The sequence below is a fragment of the Cupriavidus sp. FW305-27 genome (assembly GCF_058787995.1).
Window position 1 is genome coordinate 67,426 of sequence record NZ_JBYTAG010000023.1, and the last position, 19,366, is coordinate 86,791.

Sequence of the window (19,366 nt, forward strand, 5' to 3'; positions counted from 1 at the left end):
GGGGGGGCGTGCCCTGGCCGCCCGCGGGCGGCCCTCTGACGCTTACTTCTTCGGCTGCTTGACCGGCCGCTGCCAGGCGTCGATGGTCAGCTGCTTGGCCCGCGACAGCGTCAGCTTGTCGGCGGGCGCCTCCTTGGTCAGCGTGGTGCCGGCGCCCAGCGTGGCGCCGCGGCGCACCGTCACCGGGGCCACCAGCTGGGTGTCGGAGCCGATAAAGACATCGTCCTCGATCACCGTGCGGTGCTTGTTCACGCCGTCATAGTTGCAGGTGATGGTACCCGCGCCAATATTGACGCGCGACCCCACCGTGGCATCGCCCACATAAGCCAGGTGGTTGGCCTTGCTGTGCGCGGCCACCTGGGCATTCTTGACCTCGACAAAGTTGCCGATATGCACGTCCTCGCCCAGCTCGGTGCCGGGGCGCAGCCGCGCGTACGGCCCGATGCGCCCGGCGGGGCCAACCCTGGCCTCGTCGATATGGCAGAACGGGTGCACCTGGGCGCCGGCGCCGACGGCGCTGTTGCGGATCACGCAATGGGCGCCGATGCGCACACCGTCTTCCAGGTGCACGCGCCCTTCGAATACGCAGCCGACGTCGATGGTGACGTCGCGCCCGCAGCTCAGTTCGCCGCGCACGTCGATGCGGGCCGGATCCAGCAGCGTCACGCCGGCTTCCAGCAGCCGCCGGGCCTGGTTGCCCTGGTGGATGCGCTCGACCTCGGCCAGCTGCAGCTTGCTGTTGACGCCGAGTGTCTCCCAGATCGCCGCCGGCTGGGCCGAGACGGTTTCCACGCCATCGGCCACGGCGCGCTCGACCGTGTCGGTCAGGTAGTACTCGCCCTGGGCATTGTCGTTGCGCAGCGTCGACAGCCACTTGCGCAGGTGGCCGGTGGGGCACACGATAATGCCGGTGTTGATCTCGCGGATTGCCTTCTCGGCCTCGCTGGCGTCCTTCTGCTCGACAATGCGGACGATGCTGCCCGCGGCATCGCGCACGATGCGGCCATAGCCGGTCGGGTCAGGCATTTCCACGGTCAGCACGCCAAAGCGCTGGGTGCCGGCTTCGGCCACGAGTGCCTGGAGCGTGGCAGCGCTGGTGAGCGGCACGTCACCATACAGAACCAACGTGGGCTGGCTGTCGTCCAACAAGGGAAGTGCCTGCATCACCGCATGGCCCGTGCCCAGCTGCTGGGGCTGTTCGGCAAAGGCGACATCGTCGGCGGCAACGGCCTCGCGCACGTGCCCGGCACCGTGGCCGACCACGACCACCAGCCGCGACGGCGACAGCGCACGTGCGGTGTCCAGGACATGCGCGAGCATGGGCCGCCCGGCTACCGGGTGCAGTACCTTGGGCAAATCGGAATACATCCGCTTGCCCATGCCCGCGGCGAGAATGACGATATTCACAAGGAGACCCCTAAGTGAGTGTGTCCGAAAATATTCTTGAAAACGCCAGCCGGGTGTTTGGCGGACTGCGCCGCCAGGCTTGGCGAAAACCTGCAGCCAGGCCTGCGCATAATCCCGCAAACCCTTGCCAGGACTTGGCTGGCAGTCATCTGGGTGGCCCGGTTGCGATGCGCGCCGATTTTAACATGGCGGTTTCTGCGCATCAGACCGTCGTTTCCGAATTTCACAATTGCTGGGCCCGGCGGATTTTCGCGATTCTGGGCGCGGCGGCCTTGTGCGCCTGCAGCGCCATGAAGCTGGGATACCAGCAGGGTGACCACCTGGCCTACTGGTGGATCGACAACTACGTCGATGTCAGCACGGCCCAGGAACCGCTCACGCGCGAGGCCATTGCACGCTTTTTTGCCTGGCATCGCAAGGCGCAGTTGCCGGAAATCGCCACCTTGCTGCAGCAGGCCAAGGCCGACGTGCGCCAACCGGTGACCCCGGCCACGGTCGAGCACTTCCAGGATGCCTCGCAGCAACTGGCGCGCAAGTCGTTCGAACAGGCGATGCCCGACCTCGCCGACCTGTTGCTGACGCTGACGCCTGAGCAGATCGGCCGCATGGAAAAGAAATTTGCCGAGGGCAATGCCAAGTACCGCAAGAAATTCCTGAATCCAGACCCTGCCGAGCGCGAGGAAGCGCGCTATGACAAGGTGATGGACTACGCGAGGCTGGTCTACGGCAACTTCTCCAGCGATCAGGAAAAGGCCATCCGCGCCAGGATGGGCCCGGTGGTGCAGAATGCCGAGGCGCGCTACGCCGAGCGCGTCGCCCGGCAGCAGGAATGGCTCAGGATGGTGCGCTACGTGCAGGCCACGCAGCCGCCCAAGGCGCAGGTGATAGACGTGCTGCGCCGCTTCCGCGAATACTGGCAGAACCCGCCAGCCAAGCATGCCGCCAGCCACGAGGCCAGCATCAATGCGGGCATCGCGCTGACCGTGGCCATCGCCAACATGACCACGCCGCAGCAGAAAGCGCATGCGCAAGACCGGTTCCAGAAATGGATCGACGACACGCATGCGCTGATACGCGAGAAGGCAAACGCCCCGGTGCAGTCGGCGGCGACAAACTGAAGCCCTGCCCAAAACGAAGCACGCCCGCGCAAGCGGGCGTTTTTCCATGCGGCGGGCGCTGGCGCTACTGCGTGCCGGCCTGCTCCGCCGCCGGTGCCGCAGCAGCCGCGGGCGGGCGCTCGAAGCGCACGAACTCCATCCGGTTCTCTTCCACGTTGCCGGCAAACATCAGCGGCTGCTGCTGGAAGGTGGTTTCGCCGAACAGTGACGCCTCATCCACCTTGGCCAGGCCGGTGGCCAGCCCGGTGAACGGGAACAGGTCGGTATCGGCCAGGTGCGACGGCACCACGTTGCGCAGCGCCGAGAAGATATTGTCGATACGGCCCGGGTTCTGGCGCTCCCAGTCCTGCAGCATCTCGCTGACCTTCTTGCGCTGCAGGTTTTCCTGCGAGCCGCACAGGTTGCACGGGATGATCGGGAATTCCATGGCGCGCGCGTACGACGCGATGTCCTTCTCCGAGCAATACGCCAGCGGGCGGATCACGATGTGCTGGCCGTCGTCGGTCGACAGCTTGGGCGGCATCGCCTTCATCTTGCCGCCGAAGAACATGTTCAGGAAGAAGGTCTGGACGATGTCGTCGCGGTGGTGGCCCAGCGCGATCTTGTTGGCGCCCAGCTCCTTGGCGGTGCGGTAGATCACGCCGCGGCGCAGGCGCGAGCACAGCGAGCAGGTGGTCTTGCCCTCGGGCACCTTCTCCTTGACGATCGAGTAGGTATCCGCCTCGACGATCACATATTCCACGCCGACCGACTTCAGGTACTCCGGCAGGATGTGTTCCGGGAAGCCGGGCTGCTTCTGGTCCAGGTTCATCGCGATCAGCTTGAACTTGATCGGCGCGCGCTTCTGCAGCGCCATCAGGACCGACAGCATGGTGTACGAGTCCTTGCCGCCACTCATGCAGACCAGCACGGTGTCGCCGTCCTCGATCATGCCGAAGTCGCCGATGGCCTTGCCGGTTTGCGATTGCAGCCTCGTCTCGAGGCGGTAGAAGTTGTTAGAGTGGCTCATGGAGCATCCTGTTGCGTGGCGCCCGCCGGATGGAATGGCCGGCGCGGCGCGAAGGGGCAACATTTTACTTTAGGCGCCCGCACGGTGCTGGCGCCAGTGGAACCGCGACTCAGGCCTGCTTGATATGGAAGACCTCGACGCCGACCGAATCGCAGTCCGGGTACACGTCGGGCTTCTCGGTCGAGACACGCACCGCGCGCACCTTGGGATGCTTCAGCATGGCGCGCGCGACGTCGTCGCACAAGGTTTCCTGCAGGTGCACGTGGCCCTGCGCCATGCGCTCGGCCACGGTGTTGCGCATGAAGTCGTAGTCGACCACTTCGTCGAGCTTGTCGGCCTGCGGGGTGCTCTGCGCCAGCGGCACGAACAGGTCGATATTGATCAGCACCCGCTGTTCGCCCTTCTTCTCGAATTCGTGCACGCCGATATTGATCTGCACTTCGTAGTTGCGCAGGAACATGCGTCGGCAGTCTTGCAGGCTGGGGTGGGAAAGGGCGGCGAGCATGGTCATGAGCGGGCTGCTGAGGGGGAAAAGGAAGCCGCGCCCGGCGGGCGCGGCACATCAGGCACTACGGTATTCGGTTGCTGGCTTCCAGCTTACTCGGTCAGGAACATCACGTCGCGCGCCAGCGGCATCAGGTGCTGGCCGCCGTCCACATACAGCGTGGTGCCGGTCACGGCGCGCGCCTGCGCCAGGTAGGCCACCGCCTGGGCGATGTCCTCGGGCGTGGATGACTGGCCCAGCGGCGTCACCCGGTGCGCGCGGCGGAAGCTCTGCTCGGACTGCTCGCCCGACACCAGCGTGATACCCGGGGCCACGCCCACCACGCGCAGGCGCGGCGCCAGCGCCTGGGCCAGCTGCACCGTGGCGGTCTGCAGCGCGGCCTTGGACAGCGTGTAGGACAGGAAGTCCGGATTCAGGTTATCCAGCTTCTGGTCCAGCAGGTTGATCACCACCCCGCGCGGTTCGGCGGCCTTGTCCTTGCCGGCGGCGGCGCCCAGCGCCTTGTGCAGTTCCCGCGCCAGCAGCAGCGGCGCGGCGACGTTGGTGCGCATATGCGTATCCAGCGACGCATATGAGAAGCTGGTCGCCACGTCGTACTGGAACAGCGAAGCGTTGTTGACCAGGCAAGCGGGCACGCCCAGCACGGCGGTGCAGTCGGCCACCAGGCGGCCGGTGGCGGCCTCGTCGGCCAGGTCGGCGCGCAGCACCGCGGCACGGCGGCCCAGCGCGCGGATCTGCGTGGCCAGGGCCTCGGCCTCGTCCACCGAGCGATGGCAGTGCACGGCCACGTCCCAGCCCTGCGCCGCCAGTTCAAGCGCGATGGCGCGGCCCAGGCGGCGCGCGCCGCCGGTCACCAGCGCCACGCCGCGGGCGGTGGCGCGCTGGCTACCAGTCTGGCTATGGGTCTGGTCAGCGGTCTGGCTGGCAGGAGTCTTGGATGCGGGCATTGCTACAATCGCAGGATGCAGAAAGCCGCTAGTTTACCCCTTCCCCCCGCCGACGCGCAGGCCGCGTCCGATACCCTTACGGCCCGCATTGGCGAATCCATCGATGCGGCCGGCGGCTGGATCGGCTTTGACCGCTATATGGCGCTGGCACTGTACGCGCCCGGCCTGGGCTATTACAGCGGCGGTTCGGCCAAGTTCGGGCGCGATGCCCGCGACGGCAGCGACTTCATCACCGCCCCGGAACTGAGCCCCTTCTTCGCGCGCACGCTGGCGCGCCAGTTCGCGCCGCTGATGGCACAGGGATTGCCGCGCATGCTGGAATTCGGCGCCGGCACCGGCCGGCTGGCGGCGGACCTGCTGCTGGGGCTGGAGCAGGAAGGCCAGTTGCCGGACACGTACGCCATCGTCGAGCTGTCGGGCGAACTGCGTGCGCGCCAGCAGGCCACGCTGGCGCAGCGCGCGCCGCACCTGGCGGACCGCGTCACCTGGCTCGATACGCTGCCGGCCAGCTTTGAAGGCGTGATCGTCGGCAATGAAGTGCTGGATGCGATGCCGGTGCAGCTCTACGCACGCAGCGGCGGCCGCTGGCATGAGCGCGGCGTAGTGCACAGCGTAGCGCGCAGCGACGATGCCGCCCCCGCCTTCCGCTTCGAGGACCGCCCGCTGGCCGATGCCGACATGCCCGAGGCACTGCGCGCCATCCCCGGCGACCACGACCTCGTCACCGAGACCCATGCCGAGGCCGAGGGCTTTATCCGCGCGGTCGGCGCCATGCTGGCGCGCGGCGCGGCCTTCTTTATCGACTACGGCTTCCCGGCGGGCGAGTACTACCACCCGCAGCGCGCCGGCGGCACGCTGATGTGCCACTACCGCCATCATGCGCACCCGGACCCGTTCCTGTACCCGGGCCTGCAGGACATCACCGCGCACGTGAATTTCAGCGGCATTGCGCTCGCCGCGGTGGATGCGGGACTGACCGTGGCGGGCTTTGCCTCGCAGGCGCGCTTCCTGATGAATGCGGGCATCACCGAGCTGCTGATGGCGCTGGACCCGTCCGACGCCCGCGCCTTCCTGCCGCAGGCCAATGCGGTGCAGAAGCTGTTGTCGGAAGCCGAGATGGGCGAGCTGTTCAAGGTGATCGCGCTCACGCGCGGCCTGGACGACAGCGAACCGATGGACGGCTTTACCCGCGGCGACCGCTGCCATACCTTGTAACGGCACCGGAGCCGCCATGCTGCGCTGGACCCTGACCATTTTCCTGAGCGTGATCATCCTGTCCGCGGCGCTGCCATGGCTGCAGAGGATCGGACTGGGACGGCTGCCCGGCGACGTGCGCTTCCGCGTTTTCGGGCGCGAATTCGTGCTTCCGTTTGCGTCGACGATCCTGATTTCGCTGATGGCGCTGGCGATCGGCAAGCTGCTGTAGTTTTCGGAATCCCTTCGACGGCAGCGGCAATTCGGCAAGAGTGCCGAATTCGCGGTGTGCGGCTCGCAATGGGACCGCACGCTGAGCTACAAGGTCCGCTGGTTCGGCACGGCCGACCAGTATGCGCAGCGCTTCGAGAAGGAGTACCGCTACGAGGCGCCATACCAGGCAGCCGGGTCCACCGCCGCGGTGCTGGCCTTCGCCGACGCCTTCGAGCGTGCCGGCTCGTTCGATACGGAGAAGGTCGGCTATGTCCTGGTGGCCGGCCAGCTGGCCATGGCCGGAACGGGTAGCGAACTGGGCCGGGACCCGGAGGTCGGCAGGTTGTTTCTTGGCGCCTGAACCACTGCTGCGGCGCGGTGACGCCTTACAAGGAGATCCAAATGTTCAAGCATCTGCTCGTAGCGGTCGACGGCTCGGACCTGTCCGATACGGCCTACCGCAAAGCCATCGCGCTGGCCAGCTCGATACAGGCCCGCCTTACCGCGATCCAGGTCGTTGCGCACTATGACGTGATGCGCCTGCAGACCGCCATGCTCCAGGAAACCCGGCAACGCTTCATGCAGGAAGCCTACCGGCAGGCCGAGGCCTACCTGGCGACGATCGTGCAGGAGGCTGCCGCGGCCGGCGTGCCCTGCGAAATCGCCTGCCCCACCGGCGACCACATCTTCCAGGCCATCGTCGATGAGGCCGAGGCAAGGAAGTGCGACCTGATCGTGATGGCCTCGCACGGGCGGCGCGGGATGCAGGCGCTGGTGATCGGCAGCGAGACGCAGAAGGTGCTCACGCACACGAAGATCCCGGTGCTGGTCTACCGCTAGTGTCCTGTTCCGCAAATACCTTGCCATGAAATCGCCCAGTTGGCCGCCGTGCGTCGTTGCTCGTCGTTGCCATAGCTACGGCTATGGCGCCTCCTCGCGCCTAGCCTGACAGCCAACTGGACAATTTCACTTTGGCAAGTTATCTGCGGAACAGGACCTAGCGCGCCGGTGCGCCCGGTGCGCTGCGCTCAACCGCCGATGCGCGCCGCCACCGCCGCCACGCGCGCCGCTTGGACACGGTCGCGGATCTGGCCGACGTCATCGCCGCAGGCACGCGCGATAGCGCCGGCGTCGACCGCCGCCGCCGCCTCCAGCGCCGCCAGCAGGCGCGCCGCCTGCGGGTAGGCGCTCGACTCGAAGCCCTTGCGCCCGCGCAGGTCGGCCTCGCAGGCCTGCAGCGCCTCGGCGAAGCGGGCCGGCTTGCGCAGCGCATCGCAGCGCTCGAGCAGGCGCATCACCGCCGCGGCGCTGAACTCTTGCGAACGGTGGATATTGCCGTGCTCGCGCGCCACCACCAGCGCCAGGTCGCGGCATTCATTGGGCACGCGCAGGCGCACGCAGACGTCTTCGAGCAGCTGCGCGCTGCGTGATTCGTGACCGATATGGCGCGGCAGCACGTCTGCGGGCGTGGTGCCCTTACCCAGATCATGCACCAGCGCGGCAAAGCGCACCGTGAGCGGCGCGCCCATGGCGGCGGCCTGATCGATCACCATCATCACGTGCACGCCGGTATCGATTTCCGGATGGTAATCGGCGCGCTGGGGCACGCCCCACAGCCGCTCCAGCTCGGGCAGCAGCCGCGCCAGCGCGCCGCATTCGCGCAGCACCTCGAACATGCGCGACGGCTTCGCTTCCATCAGCCCGCGCGCCAGCTCCTGCCAGACGCGCTCGGGCACCAGCGCGTCGACCTCGCCCGCGGCGACCATCTCACGCATCAGCCGCATGGTCTCGGCGGCGACGCCGAATTCATGGAAGCGCGCGGCAAAGCGGGCCACGCGCAGGATGCGCACCGGGTCTTCGGCAAAAGCGTCGGAGACATGGCGGAACAGGCGCGCGGCCAGGTCGCGCTGGCCGCCGTGCGGATCGATGACCGGGCCGGTCAGGTTACCGTCGGCATCGACCGCGCGCGCCATCGCGTTGATGGTGAGGTCGCGCCGCACCAGGTCGTCTTCCAGCGTGACATCGGGCTCGCAATAAAAGGCAAAGCCCTTGTAGCCCATCGCCGTCTTGCGTTCGGTGCGGGCCAGCGCGTATTCCTCTTTGGTGCGCGGATGCAGGAACACCGGGAAGTCCTTGCCGACCGGCTTGTAGCCGGCAGCTTCCATCTGCGCCGGGGTCGCGCCCACTACCACGTAGTCGCGGTCCTGGCTGGGCTTGCCCAGCAATTCGTCGCGGATCGCGCCGCCGACGGCATACACCTGCATCGTTCTGGCCTCGTCATGTGCCGGCGCCCGGACCTGGCCCGCCGGCGGGTATTGCTCAGTGGTTGATGATTATCGCATCGGGACGATCAGGGGCCAGCCGGTAGGGTTCGTCGTCGGCCAGGAAGTCGCGCTCCTCGCGTGCGCCGGCAATCCATTGCTGCATTGCCGGCAGCGCCAGCATGAAGTCGGCGTAGGCCTTGGCGTCCTCGGCGTCATCGGGCAGGTGGATGCCGTAGGTGGCAAAGCGGCTCACCACCGGCGCAAAGAACGCGTCGGCCACGGTGAACCCGCCGAACAGGAACGGCCCGTTCGCGCCGTGCTGCTGGCGCAGCCCTTCCCAGATCGCGGCGATGCGCTCCACGTCGCGCTGCACGGCCACGTTCCAGCCGCGCCCGGGCAGCACCGCGGTCACGTTCATCGGCAACTGGCTGCGCAGGTTGCCGAAGCCCGAATGCATCTCGGCGCAGACGGCGCGCGCCACCGCGCGCTGGGCGCGCTCGGCCGGCCACAGGTTCTTTTCCGGGAAACGCTCGGCCAGGTATTCGCAGATCGCCAGCGAATCCCACACCGTGACCTCGCCATCGACCAGCGCCGGCACCTTGCCCGCGGGTGAGTAGCGCGCGATCTCGGCGGCGAAGCTGCCGGTGAACAGGCGCACCTGCACTTCTTCGAAATCAATGCCGGCCTGGCGCAGCAACAGCCACGGACGCAGCGACCAGGAGGAATAGTTCTTGTTGCCGATGACAAGCTTCATCGTGGGTCCTTGGGGGAGGAAACGGAGGGAGACGGCGCAGGCGCGGCGCCTGCCGCCTGCAGGACGGCGTGGCGGCCGCGCGCCGGACTGGTCATTCTGCCAGTGCTGCCGCCCGCGTCAAAGTGAATTGCGCTAGCAACCGATATGAAATCCGGTCACATAGGGCGCACCGGGCTGCCGGCGCGTCAGCGGTGCACGCTGGCCCGCATATGCGTCATCGCGGTATCGCGGTTGCGCCCGGCCAGCGCGTCGGTCATGACCGACTCCAGGCTGACCGGATGCAGGTTCAGTTCGGGTGCGACCGGGTGCTCCAGCACATTGTCGAGCTGCATCGAGTCGAGGTTGTCGCGCGACAGCATCGGTTCGCCCGGCATATGCTCCATGATGGTGGCCTGCACCCGTGCCAGCGCATCGGGCAGCGCGATCACCGGGCGCGGATGCCCGGAAGCGCGGCCGGCAAAGCGCACCAGCTCTTCCAGTGTATAGACCCGCGGGCCGCCCAACTCATAGCCGTGGCCGATGGTTGCCGGGTTCACCATGGCATTCAGGTAGGCCTGCACCACATCCTGCACGAATACCGGCTGGAAGCGCGCATGCGCGCACGCCAGCGGCACCACCGGGGCCATCTGCTGCATGTGGGCGAACAGGTTCAGGAAATGGTCGTCGGGGCCGAACACCACCGAGGGCCGGAAGATGGTCCAGTCCAGCCCGCTGGCACGCACCACGCGCTCGCCGTCGCCCTTGCTGCGCAGGTACATCGACGGCCCGTTGCTGTCCGCGCCCAGCGCGCTCATATGCAACAGCCGGCGCACGCCGGTGGACAGGCACGACGCCGCGATCTGCCGCACCATCTCCACATGCGCGCTGGCAAAGGCTTCGCCGTAGGGGTCGGCGCGCTCGCCGTGCAGCACACCCACCAGGTTGACGACGATGCCATCCACGCCCAGAGAGCCGATGGCGTCGTCCAGCGCGGCATTGTCGGCCAGGCCCAGCTCCACCACTTCCACGCGCGGCAGCAGCAGCAGGTGCTGCGCGTGCTCGATATTGCGCGTGCCGACCACGATGCGGTCGGGGGCGATGGGGGAATCGGGGTTGGCGCCAGGCTCAAGCGGCGCGCCCGAGGCCGAGGCAGCCCCGGCCAGGCGCGAGACGAGGTGGCTGCCGATAAAGCCGGCGCCACCGATAACGAGGACGTTACTGGTCTGCATGATGCCTCCGTGCCAAGAAAACTGCACGCCGCGGCACCCTGAGCCAGCCCGGGCCCGCCGGATCGTCCCGGCAGGGCCCGTCCTGCCCGCCCCCGCAGGGGCAATTTCAGGGCAGGCTGGTGGTAGTCACCGCCGACGGCGCGACCATGCCCAGGCGCGATTTCAGCGACTGCGGACGGCCACTCATCAATGCAGCATAGTACGTGGCGTTGGAAAGCACATTCTTCACATAGCCGCGCGTTTCATTGAACGGAATGGTCTCTGCAAAGATCGCGCCTTCCACCGGCCGCACCAGTGTGCTGCGCCAGGCCTTGGGCCGGCCCGGGCCGGCGTTGTACGCAGCCGAAGCCAGCGTCCACGAGCTGTCCAGGTCGGTCAGCACCATGTTCAGGTAATTGGTGCCAAGCAGGATGTTGATATTGGGATCGCCCATCATCGACGGCGAAAAGTCGTTCATGCCGATCTTGCGCGCGACGTACTTGGCCGTGGCCGGCATCACCTGCATCAGGCCATGTGCGCCCGCCGACGAGCGCGCATTCATGATGAAGCGCGATTCCTGGCGGATCAGGCCGTAAACCCACGCCATGTCAAGGCCGACATCGTCGGTGGCGCGCTGCATGATGTCGCGGTACGGCATCAGGAAACGCAGCGTGAAATCATGTTCGTTGCGGGTGCGGTCGGCGGAGTTGACGGTGCGGTCCAGCAGCTCCAGGCGGCGCGCATACTCGGCCGCGGCCAGCAGCTCCCGGTCGCTCATATTGCGCAGTTCCCAGTTCCACTCGCGGTTGCCTTCGAAGCGCAGGTTCATGTTGTAGAACTTCTGCGCCCGCTGAAAACCGGGGCGCGAACGCATGGCCATGGCCTCGGCGTCGCTGACGGTGGTGCGCGCCGGCAGCGTGATGCGGTTGCCCAGCTCTTCGCTGGCCAGCTGCCCGTAGAAGTTGAACTGGCCGGCGATCTGCTGGAAGTTCTGCTGGGCCTCGGTGTCGCGGCCGTCGGCCTTGAGCGCGCGGCCATACCAGTAGATCCAGGCCGGGTCCTTGGCGCGCAGTTCGGGGCGCATCAGCTCCACCGCCTGGCGCACCTGCTTCCAGTCGCCCTGGCGCAGCGCGGCGCGCACGCGCCATTCCTGGGTGTCGTCGGAGAGCCACTGGTTGCCGCCCAGGTCCATCTGGCGGCGGTAGTAGCCGGCCGCGTCGGGCAACAGCTTCCTGGCCGCGAACTGGCCGATCACGCCCCAGGCCGCGCCCTGCTCGTCGCGCGACAGCGCGCCCTGGGCCGTGCCGAGGTAGGCGGCAGCCTGCGACGGGTCGCTGCGCGCCATCTTGACGATGGTGGCGAGCGTATCGCCATCCGCGCGCGCGTCGGGCACCAGCGCGGCGATCTTGCCGGCCAGCGTGACATAGTTCTGCTCCAGCGCCAGCCGCGCCTGGTAGGCGACATCGCTGCGCTGGATCTGCTGGCTTTGCGCCAGGTAGCCGATCAGGTCGACACAGCCTTCGCCGTAGTACCTGGGGTCGCTCAGCACATTGCGCGCATCGGCGGCCACGTTCTGGCCCTTGAGCGCGCGCGACAGCAGCGCATAGCACTCGACCTGGGTATCGTCCTTGAGCGCGAACTGCGGATATTCGACATCGAAATTGGCCCAGTCGCGCTTCTTGCCCAGCACCAGCAGCCAGTCATTGCGCATGCGGTCGGCAATGGCGTCGCCCTTGTAGCGCTGCAGGAACACGCGCACCTGGTCGTCGGGCGCATCGATGCGCGCCAGGCCGCTGGCGTCGAACAATTGCGGCTTGATGCGGAAGTACTCGACATAGGACGGGACCGGGTAGTCCACCAGCGTGGCCGAGATCGCGTAGGCACGCTCCACGTCGTTCTTGCGCGCGGCTTCGCGCAGCGCGGTGAAGGCCTCGTCGGGATCGCTCGGGATCACCGCCGCCTGCGGGCGCGACACCGCCTGCGGGCGCTTCTGCGCATGGACGGGCGTGACAAGCAGTGCACATGCGAGCGCGATCCAGGCGGCCCGGCCGGCACGCTGCAGATATACTCCCTTCAGCATTCTTTGCTTCCTTGTCGATGACGGCGGCGCCGGCGCCTGCAATCTTGTGCCCAGCCGCGGTTCCGCCGTTCGTGTTGGTTCGGACGAGGGGCATTATCCCACGCCATGTCATCCACTCCTGCCACGACCGCACCCACCCCCGCCGCCGAAGACCGTCGCGCACTGCGCACGCAGTTGCTGGCGCAGCGCGCCGCCCTGCCCGCACGCGCCGAAGCCGACGCGCGCATCGCCGCCGCGCTGTCCGGATTGCTGGCCGGCCTGGCCGTGCGCTGCCTCGGTTTCTACTGGCCGATCCAGCAGGAGTTCGACGCACGCGACGCGGTCGGCATCTGGCTCGCCGCCATGCCTGGCCGCAGCGCCGCGCTGCCGTCGGTCAGCCGCCCGGGCGCGCCGCTGGATTTCCACCTGTGGACACCGGACACGCCCATGGCCACCGGCCACTACGGCATCCCGGTGCCGGACGGCACTGAGGCCGCGACGCCCGATGCGCTGCTCATTCCCTGTGTCGGGTTCAGCCCGGACAAGTTCCGCCTGGGCTACGGCGGCGGCTTCTACGACCGCACGCTGGCGGCCATGGCGCAGCGGCCGGTGGCGATCGGCATTGGCTACGAAAACTGCCGGGCACCGTTGCAGGCGCAGCCGCATGACATCGCCATGGACTGGATCGTCACGGAATCCGGCGCGTTCTAACCTTGCTTGGCCTCGTCGCGCCGCACCAGCTCGTCCACCAGCGCACGCATGCAGCGCCAGTGCGAGCCCTCCCAGAACACGCGCCGGCACTGGTCGCAGGTGACAAAGCTGCGATGGCGCTCCAGCACCCCTTGCGGCACGCGCCCGGCCGCACCCGCCGCATCCAGCGAGCGCAGCGGCGCATTGCAGTCCAGGCATAGCGAAAACGGCCGTGCGCTGCGCGCCAGGTCCAGCCGCGCAAAGATCTCCCGCACCTGCAGTTGCGACTTGATCGCGCGCACATAGCAGCCGTGGGTGATGCCGCGGCGCTTGAGCAGCTCGCGGTCGCGCGTCAGCACGACGCGGCCCTGGTCGACGGCGATGCGCTCGATCTCGCTGTCTTCGAAATGGTTGTCGTAGAGGGTGTCGAAGCCGGTCATGCGCAGCAGGTGCGCCAGGCCGCCCAGGTGCGCGTCGGCGACAAAGCGCATCACCCGCAGCGGCTGCTCGCGTACCCGCAGCAGCGGGGACACGTCGAGCCGTTCGAACTTGGGATAGACCGAGACCCGGTCGCCATCGCACAGCTGCCGCTCGAACCCGGACGATTCGCCATTGACCAGGATCAGCTCGACTTCGGTATGCGGCACGCCAAGCGCCTCGATCATGTGCTTGACCGTGGCGGCGCGCGCGCAGGCGCAGGACAAGTCACGCCGGCGCTGGTCCGGCGCGAGGAAGTCGTTCAGTTCCTCGTAGAAGCGGAAGGTGGCGGTGACCATGGTGCCGAGTATGGCACCGATCGCAGGCATCGTGGGAGCACCACAAGCGCCCGCAGCAGGCTCCCCTCGCCCGCTTGCGGGAGAGGGGAGCAAACACTCAGCCCGCATTCCCCAGCCGCAGCGCCGCCTCCACCGCCAGCTTCGCCCATGGCGTCATCGCGCCGGGCGATTCCAGCGCCGCCGGCGGCAGGCTCAGGTAGTGGCGCATGGTGACCTCACGCTTTGCCGACTGGTAGCGGAAGGGTTCGCTGCCCTCGGCCTCGAACTTGCCGCGCGTGGCGTCATCCGCCTTCAGGTAGCAGGTGCCTCGCGACACCAGCGCAAACATCAGCCCGTCATAGAACAGACCATGGCCGCCAAACATGCGCTTGGCCGTAATGGGACCGATGCGCGCCGCCAGCGGCCCCATCAGCTCGAGCAGATGTTCGATGAAGGGATCGGGGCGGCGCGTGGCCATGGCGGGCTTTACAGCTTCAGGCGCTGCCAGATCGCCTTGGTGGCGCCGGCGGCATTGAGCGTGTAGAAGTGCAGGCCCGGCACGCCCGCTGCGAGCAGGCGCTCGCACAGCGCGGTGACCACGTCCAGGCCGAAGGCGCGGATCGATTCGCGGTCGTCGCCAAAGCTCTCCAGCCGCTTGGCCACCCAGCGCGGCACTTCGGCGCCGCACGACTCGGAGAAGCGCATCAGCTGCGTGTAGTTGGTGATCGGCATGATGCCCGGCACGATCGGCACCTCGAGGCCGGTCGCGCGCACGTCATCGACAAAGCGGAAGTAGGCGTCAGCGTTGTAGAAATACTGCGTGATCGCCGAGTTGGCGCCGGCCTTGACCTTGCGCACGAAGTTCTCGAGATCGTGGCGCGGAGACTTGGCCTGCGGGTGGTACTCCGGGTAGGCCGCGACTTCGATGTTGAACCAGTCGCCGGTCTCGGCACGGATGAACTCGACCAGTTCGTTGGCGTAGCGGAACTCGCCGATCTCGCCCATGCCCGAGGGCATGTCGCCGCGCAGCGCGACGATATGGCGGATGCCGCCGTCGCGGTACTGCTGCAGGATAGCGCGGATGCTCTCGCGCGACGAGCCCACGCACGACAGGTGCGGCGCGGCCTCGATGCCTTCGCGCTGGATTTCCAGCACCGCGTCCAGCGTGCCCTGCTGCGTGGTGCCGCCGGCGCCGAACGTCACCGAGATGTACTTGGGCTTGAGCGGGGCCAGCTGCGCACGCGTGTTGCGCAGTTTCTCCGTGCCCTCCGCCGTCTTGGGCGGGAAGAATTCAAAGCTGAAGTAGCGGTCTTGCATGATGGTGGCGCACCGCGTTGGCGCGGCGCGCGGTATGGGATTCGTGTCAGTGCAGGCCGCGTCAGGCGGTGCGTTCGCCCAGCAGCAGGCTGGCCAGCAGCCACGAGATCACGCTGTACAGGATGGAGCCCAGCAGGGCCGCCCAGAAACCGCCGACGGTAAAGCCCGACAGCAGGTTGCCGACAAACAGGAACAGCAGCGCGTTGATGACGAAGATAAACAGCCCCAGCGTCAGCAGCGTGACCGGCAGCGTCAGGATCACCAGGATCGGACGGATCAGCGTATTGACCAGGCCCAGCACCAGCGCCGCCAGCATCGCCGAGCCAAAGCTCTGGATGTGGATCGACGAGATGATGTATGGCAGCACGAACAGCGCAACAGCGTTGATGATCCAGACGACCAGTAATCTCATGACGGCTCCTTGAATGTGGTTTCTCCCCCTCTCCCGCAAGCGGGAGGGGGAGCCCTGCCTTCCTGTGCGGATCAGTAGCGGTAGTGGTCGGCCTTGTACGGGCCTTCCTTCTTCACGCCGATGTACGCGGCCTGCTGTTCGGTCAGCTCGGTCAGCTGCGCGTTCAGCTTGCGCAGCTGCAGGCGCGCCACCTTCTCGTCCAGGTGCTTGGGCAGCGTGTAGACGCCGACCGGGTACTTGCCGCTGTCGCGTTCCTGCCAGAGTTCGATCTGGGCGATGGTCTGGTTGGCGAACGAGCTGCTCATCACGTACGACGGGTGGCCGGTGGCGCAGCCCAGGTTCACCAGGCGGCCCTTGGCCAGGATGATCAGCTTCTTGCCGTCCGGGAACTTGACGTGATCGACCTGCGGCTTGATCTCATCCCATTCGTACTTCTCGATCGAGGCGATGTCGATCTCGTTGTCGAAGTGGCCGATATTGCAGACGATGGCCTGGTCCTTCATCTTCGCCATGTGGTCATGGGTGATGACATGGTAGTTGCCGGTGCAGGTGACGAAGATATCGCCATGCTCGGCGGCGTAGTCCATGGTCACCACGCGGTAGCCTTCCATCGCGGCCTGCAGCGCGCAGATCGGGTCGATCTCGGTCACCCACACCTGGGCCGACAGCGCGCGCAGCGCCTGTGCGCTGCCCTTGCCCACGTCGCCGTAGCCGGCCACGATGGCAACCTTGCCGGCGATCATCACGTCGGTGGCGCGCTTGATGCCGTCCACCAGCGACTCGCGGCAGCCGTACAGGTTGTCGAACTTGCTCTTGGTCACCGAGTCGTTGACGTTGATGGCCGGGAAGCGCAGTTCGCCCTTCTGGGCCATCTGGTACAGGCGGTGCACGCCGGTGGTGGTTTCCTCGGTCACGCCGCGGATCGCTGCCAGGTTGCGGCTGTACCAGCTCGGGTCCTTGGCCAGCTTTTCCTTGATCGCGGCGAACAGGTAGGTTTCTTCCTCGCTGGTGGCCTTGGCGATCACGGACTGGTCCTTCTCGGCGCGCGCGCCCAGGTGCAGCAGCAGCGTGGCGTCGCCGCCGTCATCCAGGATCATGTTGGGGGTGCCGCCGTCCGCCCAGTCGAAGATGCGGTGGGTGAAGTCCCAGTATTCCTTCAGCGATTCGCCCTTGAACGCGAACACGGGCGTGCCGCCTGCGGCGATCGCGGCAGCGGCGTGGTCCTGCGTCGAGAAGATGTTGCACGAGGCCCAGCGCACGTCGGCGCCCAGTGCCTTGAGCGTCTCGATCAGCACGGCGGTCTGGATCGTCATGTGCAGCGAGCCGGCAATGCGCGCGCCCTTGAGCGGCTGCGCCGCTGCGAATTCGTCGCGGATCGCCATCAGGCCGGGCATCTCGGTCTCGGCAATGGCGATTTCCTTGCGGCCCCAGCCGGCCAGGTTGATGTCGGCGACGAGGTAGTCTTGCTTCAGGTCGGTCACAGCGTTCATGTTTCACTCCCGGTGAAGAGTGGCACGCAGGTGACGAGTACGGGGAATCTGGCAGCCGTGGCATGGCGCAAGGGCACATGCGAAGCACGCGGATAGGTCGACTCGCCTCCGTGCGGACCACGGATCAGCGAGCGCCGTTGAAGACAGTCCGAGCCTGGCGGATGGCATGGGGCGGCTGTGCCGCCGGCCGCGCGATGTGCTTCGCAGGCCTCCATCCGTTGCAACGCTCCTCGGAGTGGCGGTATTGTAGCGTGCCCGGGCGCCTTGCGCACCGGCTCCCTCCGATTCCTGCACAGATGATCCCAACGCCACCCCGTACCCTGACCATCGCCGGTTCCGACTCCGGCGGCGGCGCCGGCATCCAGGCCGACCTGAAGACCTTTTCCGCGCTGGGTTGCTTCGGCATGAGCGCCATCACCGCGATCACCGCGCAGAACACGCTGGGCGTGACCGGCGTGCACGCCATTCCCGCCGACATGGTGGCCGCGCAGATCGATGCCGTGGCCAGCGATATCGGCATGGACGCGGCCAAGACCGGCATGCTGGGCACCGCCGCCATCGTCGAGGCCGTGGCCGCGGCGGCTGACCGGCACGGCATCAGCAAGCTGGTGGTGGACCCGGTGATGATCTCGACCTCGGGCGCGACGCTGTCCGATGACGCCACCACGCAGGCGATGGTGCGGCTGCTGTTCCCGCGCGCGCTGCTGGTCACGCCCAACCTGCCCGAGGCTTCCTACCTGCTGGGCCGCAGGATCACGCGCCGTGCGGAGATGGAACAGGCCGCCGCCGACCTGATCGCGATGGGCTGCCCCGCGGTGCTGCTCAAGGGCGGCCACCTGGAAGACGGTGCCGCCGCCGGCGGCCTGGATGACCTGCTGATGCTGGCCGACGGCAGCGTGCGCGTGTTCACGCATCCGCGTGTCGATACCCGCAACCTGCACGGCACCGGCTGCACGCTGGCCGCCGCGATTGCCGCGCAGCTTGCGCGCGGCGATGCGCTGGAGCCGGCGGTGGGCACGGCGCTGGACTACGTGGCGCAGGCCATCGCGGCGGGCGCGGGGCTGCGGCTGGGTGCCGGCAACGGCCCGCTGAACCACTTGTTCGCGCCGCGCGCGCTGGGTTGACGGACATGCCGATGCTGGCCGATATCGACCTGCGCAGCGACCCGGCTGCCGCGTTCTACCTCAAGCATGAAGTTGTCGACGTGGTGTTCGCCACCGAACCCGGCGAGCTGATCAGCCGCGAGGGACCCAACCGCTACCAACCTGGCGATGCGCTGATCACCAGCCGCGGCGGCGACCGCTGGTGCGTCTCGCGCGACCGCTTCGACCCCAAATACGAGGCCGTGCCGCCGCTGGCGCACGGCCAGGACGGCGCCTACCGCAACAAGCCGATCCCGGTACTGGCGCGCGAAATGCACGAGGCCTTCAGCATCGCGCGCAGCGCCGGCGGCGACGTGCTGCACGGCAAGCCGGGCGACTGGCTGATGCAATACGCGCCCGGCGACTATGGCATCACCGAGCGCGCGCGTTTCGAACAGGTGTACCGGCCGCTGCAGGACTGAGCGACCAGACCGATGCCGGGGTCAGTTGCCGCCGGCGGACAGCGGCACCAGCTTGAACGCGGCCCGCGCCACGCACACCACGGTGCCGGCAGCATCCTTGACCTCGCCCTCGCAGAATGCAATGCGCGCGCCGCGGCGCAGGCAGCGCGCCTCCAGCGTCAGCTCGCCGCGCGCTGCCGCCAGGAAATGCGTGGACATGTCGATCGTGATCACGCCGGTTTCCAGCGGCGCATGCGAGCGCGCGGCGCCGCTCAGGGTGAAGTCCAGCGTCGCCATCAGCGTGCCGCCATGCACATCGCCGCGGCTGTTGACCAGCGACGGGTGCGCCGGCAGCCGCGTGCGGCAATAGCCCTCCTCGATAAGCTCCGGCTGCAGGCCGAAATAGCGCATCAGCGGCACGTCGATGCCGAAGTAGGGCTTCTCGGGCGTGCCGGGGGCGACGGGGGTGATTTCGGGGGCGGTCTGGCTGGACATGATGGGG

Annotated in this window: 22 protein-coding genes and 1 riboswitch; of the genes, 8 read left to right on the plus strand and 14 right to left on the minus strand. The window is 67.5% G+C overall.

Annotated elements, in window-relative coordinates:
- Positions 1 to 42: 42 nt before the first annotated feature.
- Positions 43 to 1,407: a bifunctional UDP-N-acetylglucosamine diphosphorylase/glucosamine-1-phosphate N-acetyltransferase GlmU gene (glmU, locus tag AC3WRI_RS13580; RefSeq protein ID WP_010813350.1), complete on the minus strand. Its 1,365-nt coding sequence runs from the start codon at positions 1,405 to 1,407 to the stop codon at positions 43 to 45.
- 290 nt (positions 1,408 to 1,697) lie between these two features.
- On the opposite strand from glmU, the gene AC3WRI_RS13585 reads away from it, so the two are divergent.
- The gene (locus tag AC3WRI_RS13585; protein ID WP_010813349.1) at positions 1,698 to 2,525 is read left to right on the plus strand and encodes a DUF6279 family lipoprotein; all 828 of its coding nucleotides are present in this window, start codon (positions 1,698 to 1,700) and stop codon (positions 2,523 to 2,525) included.
- A 64-nt stretch (positions 2,526 to 2,589) separates the two neighbouring features.
- On the opposite strand, the gene ttcA is transcribed toward AC3WRI_RS13585, so the two are convergent.
- The 3 genes from ttcA to AC3WRI_RS13600 form a co-directional block, all read right to left on the minus strand.
- A complete protein-coding gene (gene ttcA / locus AC3WRI_RS13590; protein ID WP_011614434.1) occupies positions 2,590 to 3,534 on the minus strand; it encodes a tRNA 2-thiocytidine(32) synthetase TtcA in 945 nt (314 codons plus the stop codon).
- Positions 3,535 to 3,643: 109 nt separating this feature from the next.
- Entirely contained in the window at positions 3,644 to 4,045 is a 402-nt protein-coding gene (locus AC3WRI_RS13595; RefSeq protein WP_011614433.1) for a dihydroneopterin aldolase, read from the minus strand.
- An 86-nt stretch (positions 4,046 to 4,131) separates the two neighbouring features.
- Complete coding sequence (locus AC3WRI_RS13600; protein ID WP_010813346.1) at positions 4,132 to 4,986, minus strand: SDR family oxidoreductase; 855 nt, start codon at positions 4,984 to 4,986, stop codon at positions 4,132 to 4,134.
- A gap of 15 nt (positions 4,987 to 5,001) precedes the next feature.
- On the opposite strand from AC3WRI_RS13600, the gene AC3WRI_RS13605 reads away from it, so the two are divergent.
- From AC3WRI_RS13605 to AC3WRI_RS13620, 4 genes are read left to right on the plus strand one after another with little or no spacing between them, the layout of a single operon-like run.
- Complete coding sequence (locus tag AC3WRI_RS13605) at positions 5,002 to 6,201, plus strand: class I SAM-dependent methyltransferase (protein ID WP_010813345.1); 1,200 nt, start codon at positions 5,002 to 5,004, stop codon at positions 6,199 to 6,201.
- A 16-nt stretch (positions 6,202 to 6,217) separates the two neighbouring features.
- Positions 6,218 to 6,412: a DUF2905 domain-containing protein gene (locus tag AC3WRI_RS13610; protein WP_010813344.1), complete on the plus strand. Its 195-nt coding sequence runs from the start codon at positions 6,218 to 6,220 to the stop codon at positions 6,410 to 6,412.
- A gap of 54 nt (positions 6,413 to 6,466) precedes the next feature.
- Positions 6,467 to 6,754: a hypothetical protein gene (locus AC3WRI_RS13615; RefSeq protein WP_010813343.1), complete on the plus strand. Its 288-nt coding sequence runs from the start codon at positions 6,467 to 6,469 to the stop codon at positions 6,752 to 6,754.
- 41 nt (positions 6,755 to 6,795) lie between these two features.
- The gene (locus AC3WRI_RS13620; protein WP_010813342.1) at positions 6,796 to 7,233 is read left to right on the plus strand and encodes a universal stress protein; all 438 of its coding nucleotides are present in this window, start codon (positions 6,796 to 6,798) and stop codon (positions 7,231 to 7,233) included.
- A gap of 188 nt (positions 7,234 to 7,421) precedes the next feature.
- On the opposite strand, the gene AC3WRI_RS13625 is transcribed toward AC3WRI_RS13620, so the two are convergent.
- The 4 genes from AC3WRI_RS13625 to AC3WRI_RS13640 all read right to left on the minus strand — a co-directional run bounded on the left by AC3WRI_RS13625 (position 7,422) and on the right by AC3WRI_RS13640 (position 12,678).
- Positions 7,422 to 8,657, minus strand: a complete 1,236-nt coding sequence (locus AC3WRI_RS13625; protein ID WP_011614431.1) for a multifunctional CCA addition/repair protein — start codon at positions 8,655 to 8,657, stop codon at positions 7,422 to 7,424.
- 55 nt (positions 8,658 to 8,712) lie between these two features.
- Positions 8,713 to 9,411, minus strand: coding sequence for a glutathione S-transferase family protein (locus AC3WRI_RS13630; RefSeq protein WP_011614430.1), 699 nt, complete (start codon positions 9,409 to 9,411; stop codon positions 8,713 to 8,715).
- Positions 9,412 to 9,596: 185 nt separating this feature from the next.
- Positions 9,597 to 10,619: a complex I NDUFA9 subunit family protein gene (locus AC3WRI_RS13635; RefSeq protein WP_011614429.1), complete on the minus strand. Its 1,023-nt coding sequence runs from the start codon at positions 10,617 to 10,619 to the stop codon at positions 9,597 to 9,599.
- Positions 10,620 to 10,725: 106 nt separating this feature from the next.
- Entirely contained in the window at positions 10,726 to 12,678 is a 1,953-nt protein-coding gene (locus AC3WRI_RS13640; RefSeq protein WP_010813338.1) for a lytic transglycosylase domain-containing protein, read from the minus strand.
- A gap of 105 nt (positions 12,679 to 12,783) precedes the next feature.
- Here AC3WRI_RS13640 and AC3WRI_RS13645 point away from each other — a divergent pair, with 105 nt between their 5' ends.
- Positions 12,784 to 13,368: a 5-formyltetrahydrofolate cyclo-ligase gene (locus tag AC3WRI_RS13645; protein ID WP_011614428.1), complete on the plus strand. Its 585-nt coding sequence runs from the start codon at positions 12,784 to 12,786 to the stop codon at positions 13,366 to 13,368.
- On the opposite strand, the gene AC3WRI_RS13650 is transcribed toward AC3WRI_RS13645, so the two are convergent.
- The 5 genes from AC3WRI_RS13650 to ahcY all read right to left on the minus strand — a co-directional run bounded on the left by AC3WRI_RS13650 (position 13,365) and on the right by ahcY (position 17,321).
- Positions 13,365 to 14,123 (minus strand): Mut7-C RNAse domain-containing protein, encoded by a 759-nt coding sequence (locus AC3WRI_RS13650; protein ID WP_011614427.1) that lies wholly within the window; start codon positions 14,121 to 14,123, stop codon positions 13,365 to 13,367. The two genes, AC3WRI_RS13645 and AC3WRI_RS13650, sit on opposite strands and share 4 nt — an antisense overlap.
- 97 nt (positions 14,124 to 14,220) lie before the next feature.
- The gene (locus AC3WRI_RS13655; protein WP_011614426.1) at positions 14,221 to 14,580 is read right to left on the minus strand and encodes a TfoX/Sxy family protein; all 360 of its coding nucleotides are present in this window, start codon (positions 14,578 to 14,580) and stop codon (positions 14,221 to 14,223) included.
- Positions 14,581 to 14,588: 8 nt separating this feature from the next.
- Positions 14,589 to 15,419, minus strand: coding sequence for a methylenetetrahydrofolate reductase [NAD(P)H] (metF, locus tag AC3WRI_RS13660; protein WP_011614425.1), 831 nt, complete (start codon positions 15,417 to 15,419; stop codon positions 14,589 to 14,591).
- Between the two features lie 61 nt (positions 15,420 to 15,480).
- A complete protein-coding gene (locus AC3WRI_RS13665; protein ID WP_011614424.1) occupies positions 15,481 to 15,831 on the minus strand; it encodes a phage holin family protein in 351 nt (116 codons plus the stop codon).
- 71 nt (positions 15,832 to 15,902) lie between these two features.
- A complete protein-coding gene (gene ahcY, locus AC3WRI_RS13670; RefSeq protein WP_011614423.1) occupies positions 15,903 to 17,321 on the minus strand; it encodes an adenosylhomocysteinase in 1,419 nt (472 codons plus the stop codon).
- A gap of 122 nt (positions 17,322 to 17,443) precedes the next feature.
- A riboswitch (S-adenosyl-L-homocysteine riboswitch) is annotated at positions 17,444 to 17,559 on the minus strand.
- Between the two features lie 58 nt (positions 17,560 to 17,617).
- Here ahcY and thiD point away from each other — a divergent pair.
- Complete coding sequence (gene thiD / locus AC3WRI_RS13675; RefSeq protein ID WP_051398454.1) at positions 17,618 to 18,445, plus strand: bifunctional hydroxymethylpyrimidine kinase/phosphomethylpyrimidine kinase; 828 nt, start codon at positions 17,618 to 17,620, stop codon at positions 18,443 to 18,445.
- A gap of 5 nt (positions 18,446 to 18,450) precedes the next feature.
- Positions 18,451 to 18,885 carry a PGDYG domain-containing protein gene (locus tag AC3WRI_RS13680; protein ID WP_011614421.1) on the plus strand — a complete coding sequence of 145 codons (435 nt, stop codon included), beginning with the start codon at positions 18,451 to 18,453 and terminating at the stop codon, positions 18,883 to 18,885.
- Positions 18,886 to 18,906: 21 nt separating this feature from the next.
- On the opposite strand, the gene AC3WRI_RS13685 is transcribed toward AC3WRI_RS13680, so the two are convergent.
- Positions 18,907 to 19,359 carry a PaaI family thioesterase gene (locus AC3WRI_RS13685; protein WP_011614420.1) on the minus strand — a complete coding sequence of 151 codons (453 nt, stop codon included), beginning with the start codon at positions 19,357 to 19,359 and terminating at the stop codon, positions 18,907 to 18,909.
- Positions 19,360 to 19,366: the final 7 nt, after the last annotated feature.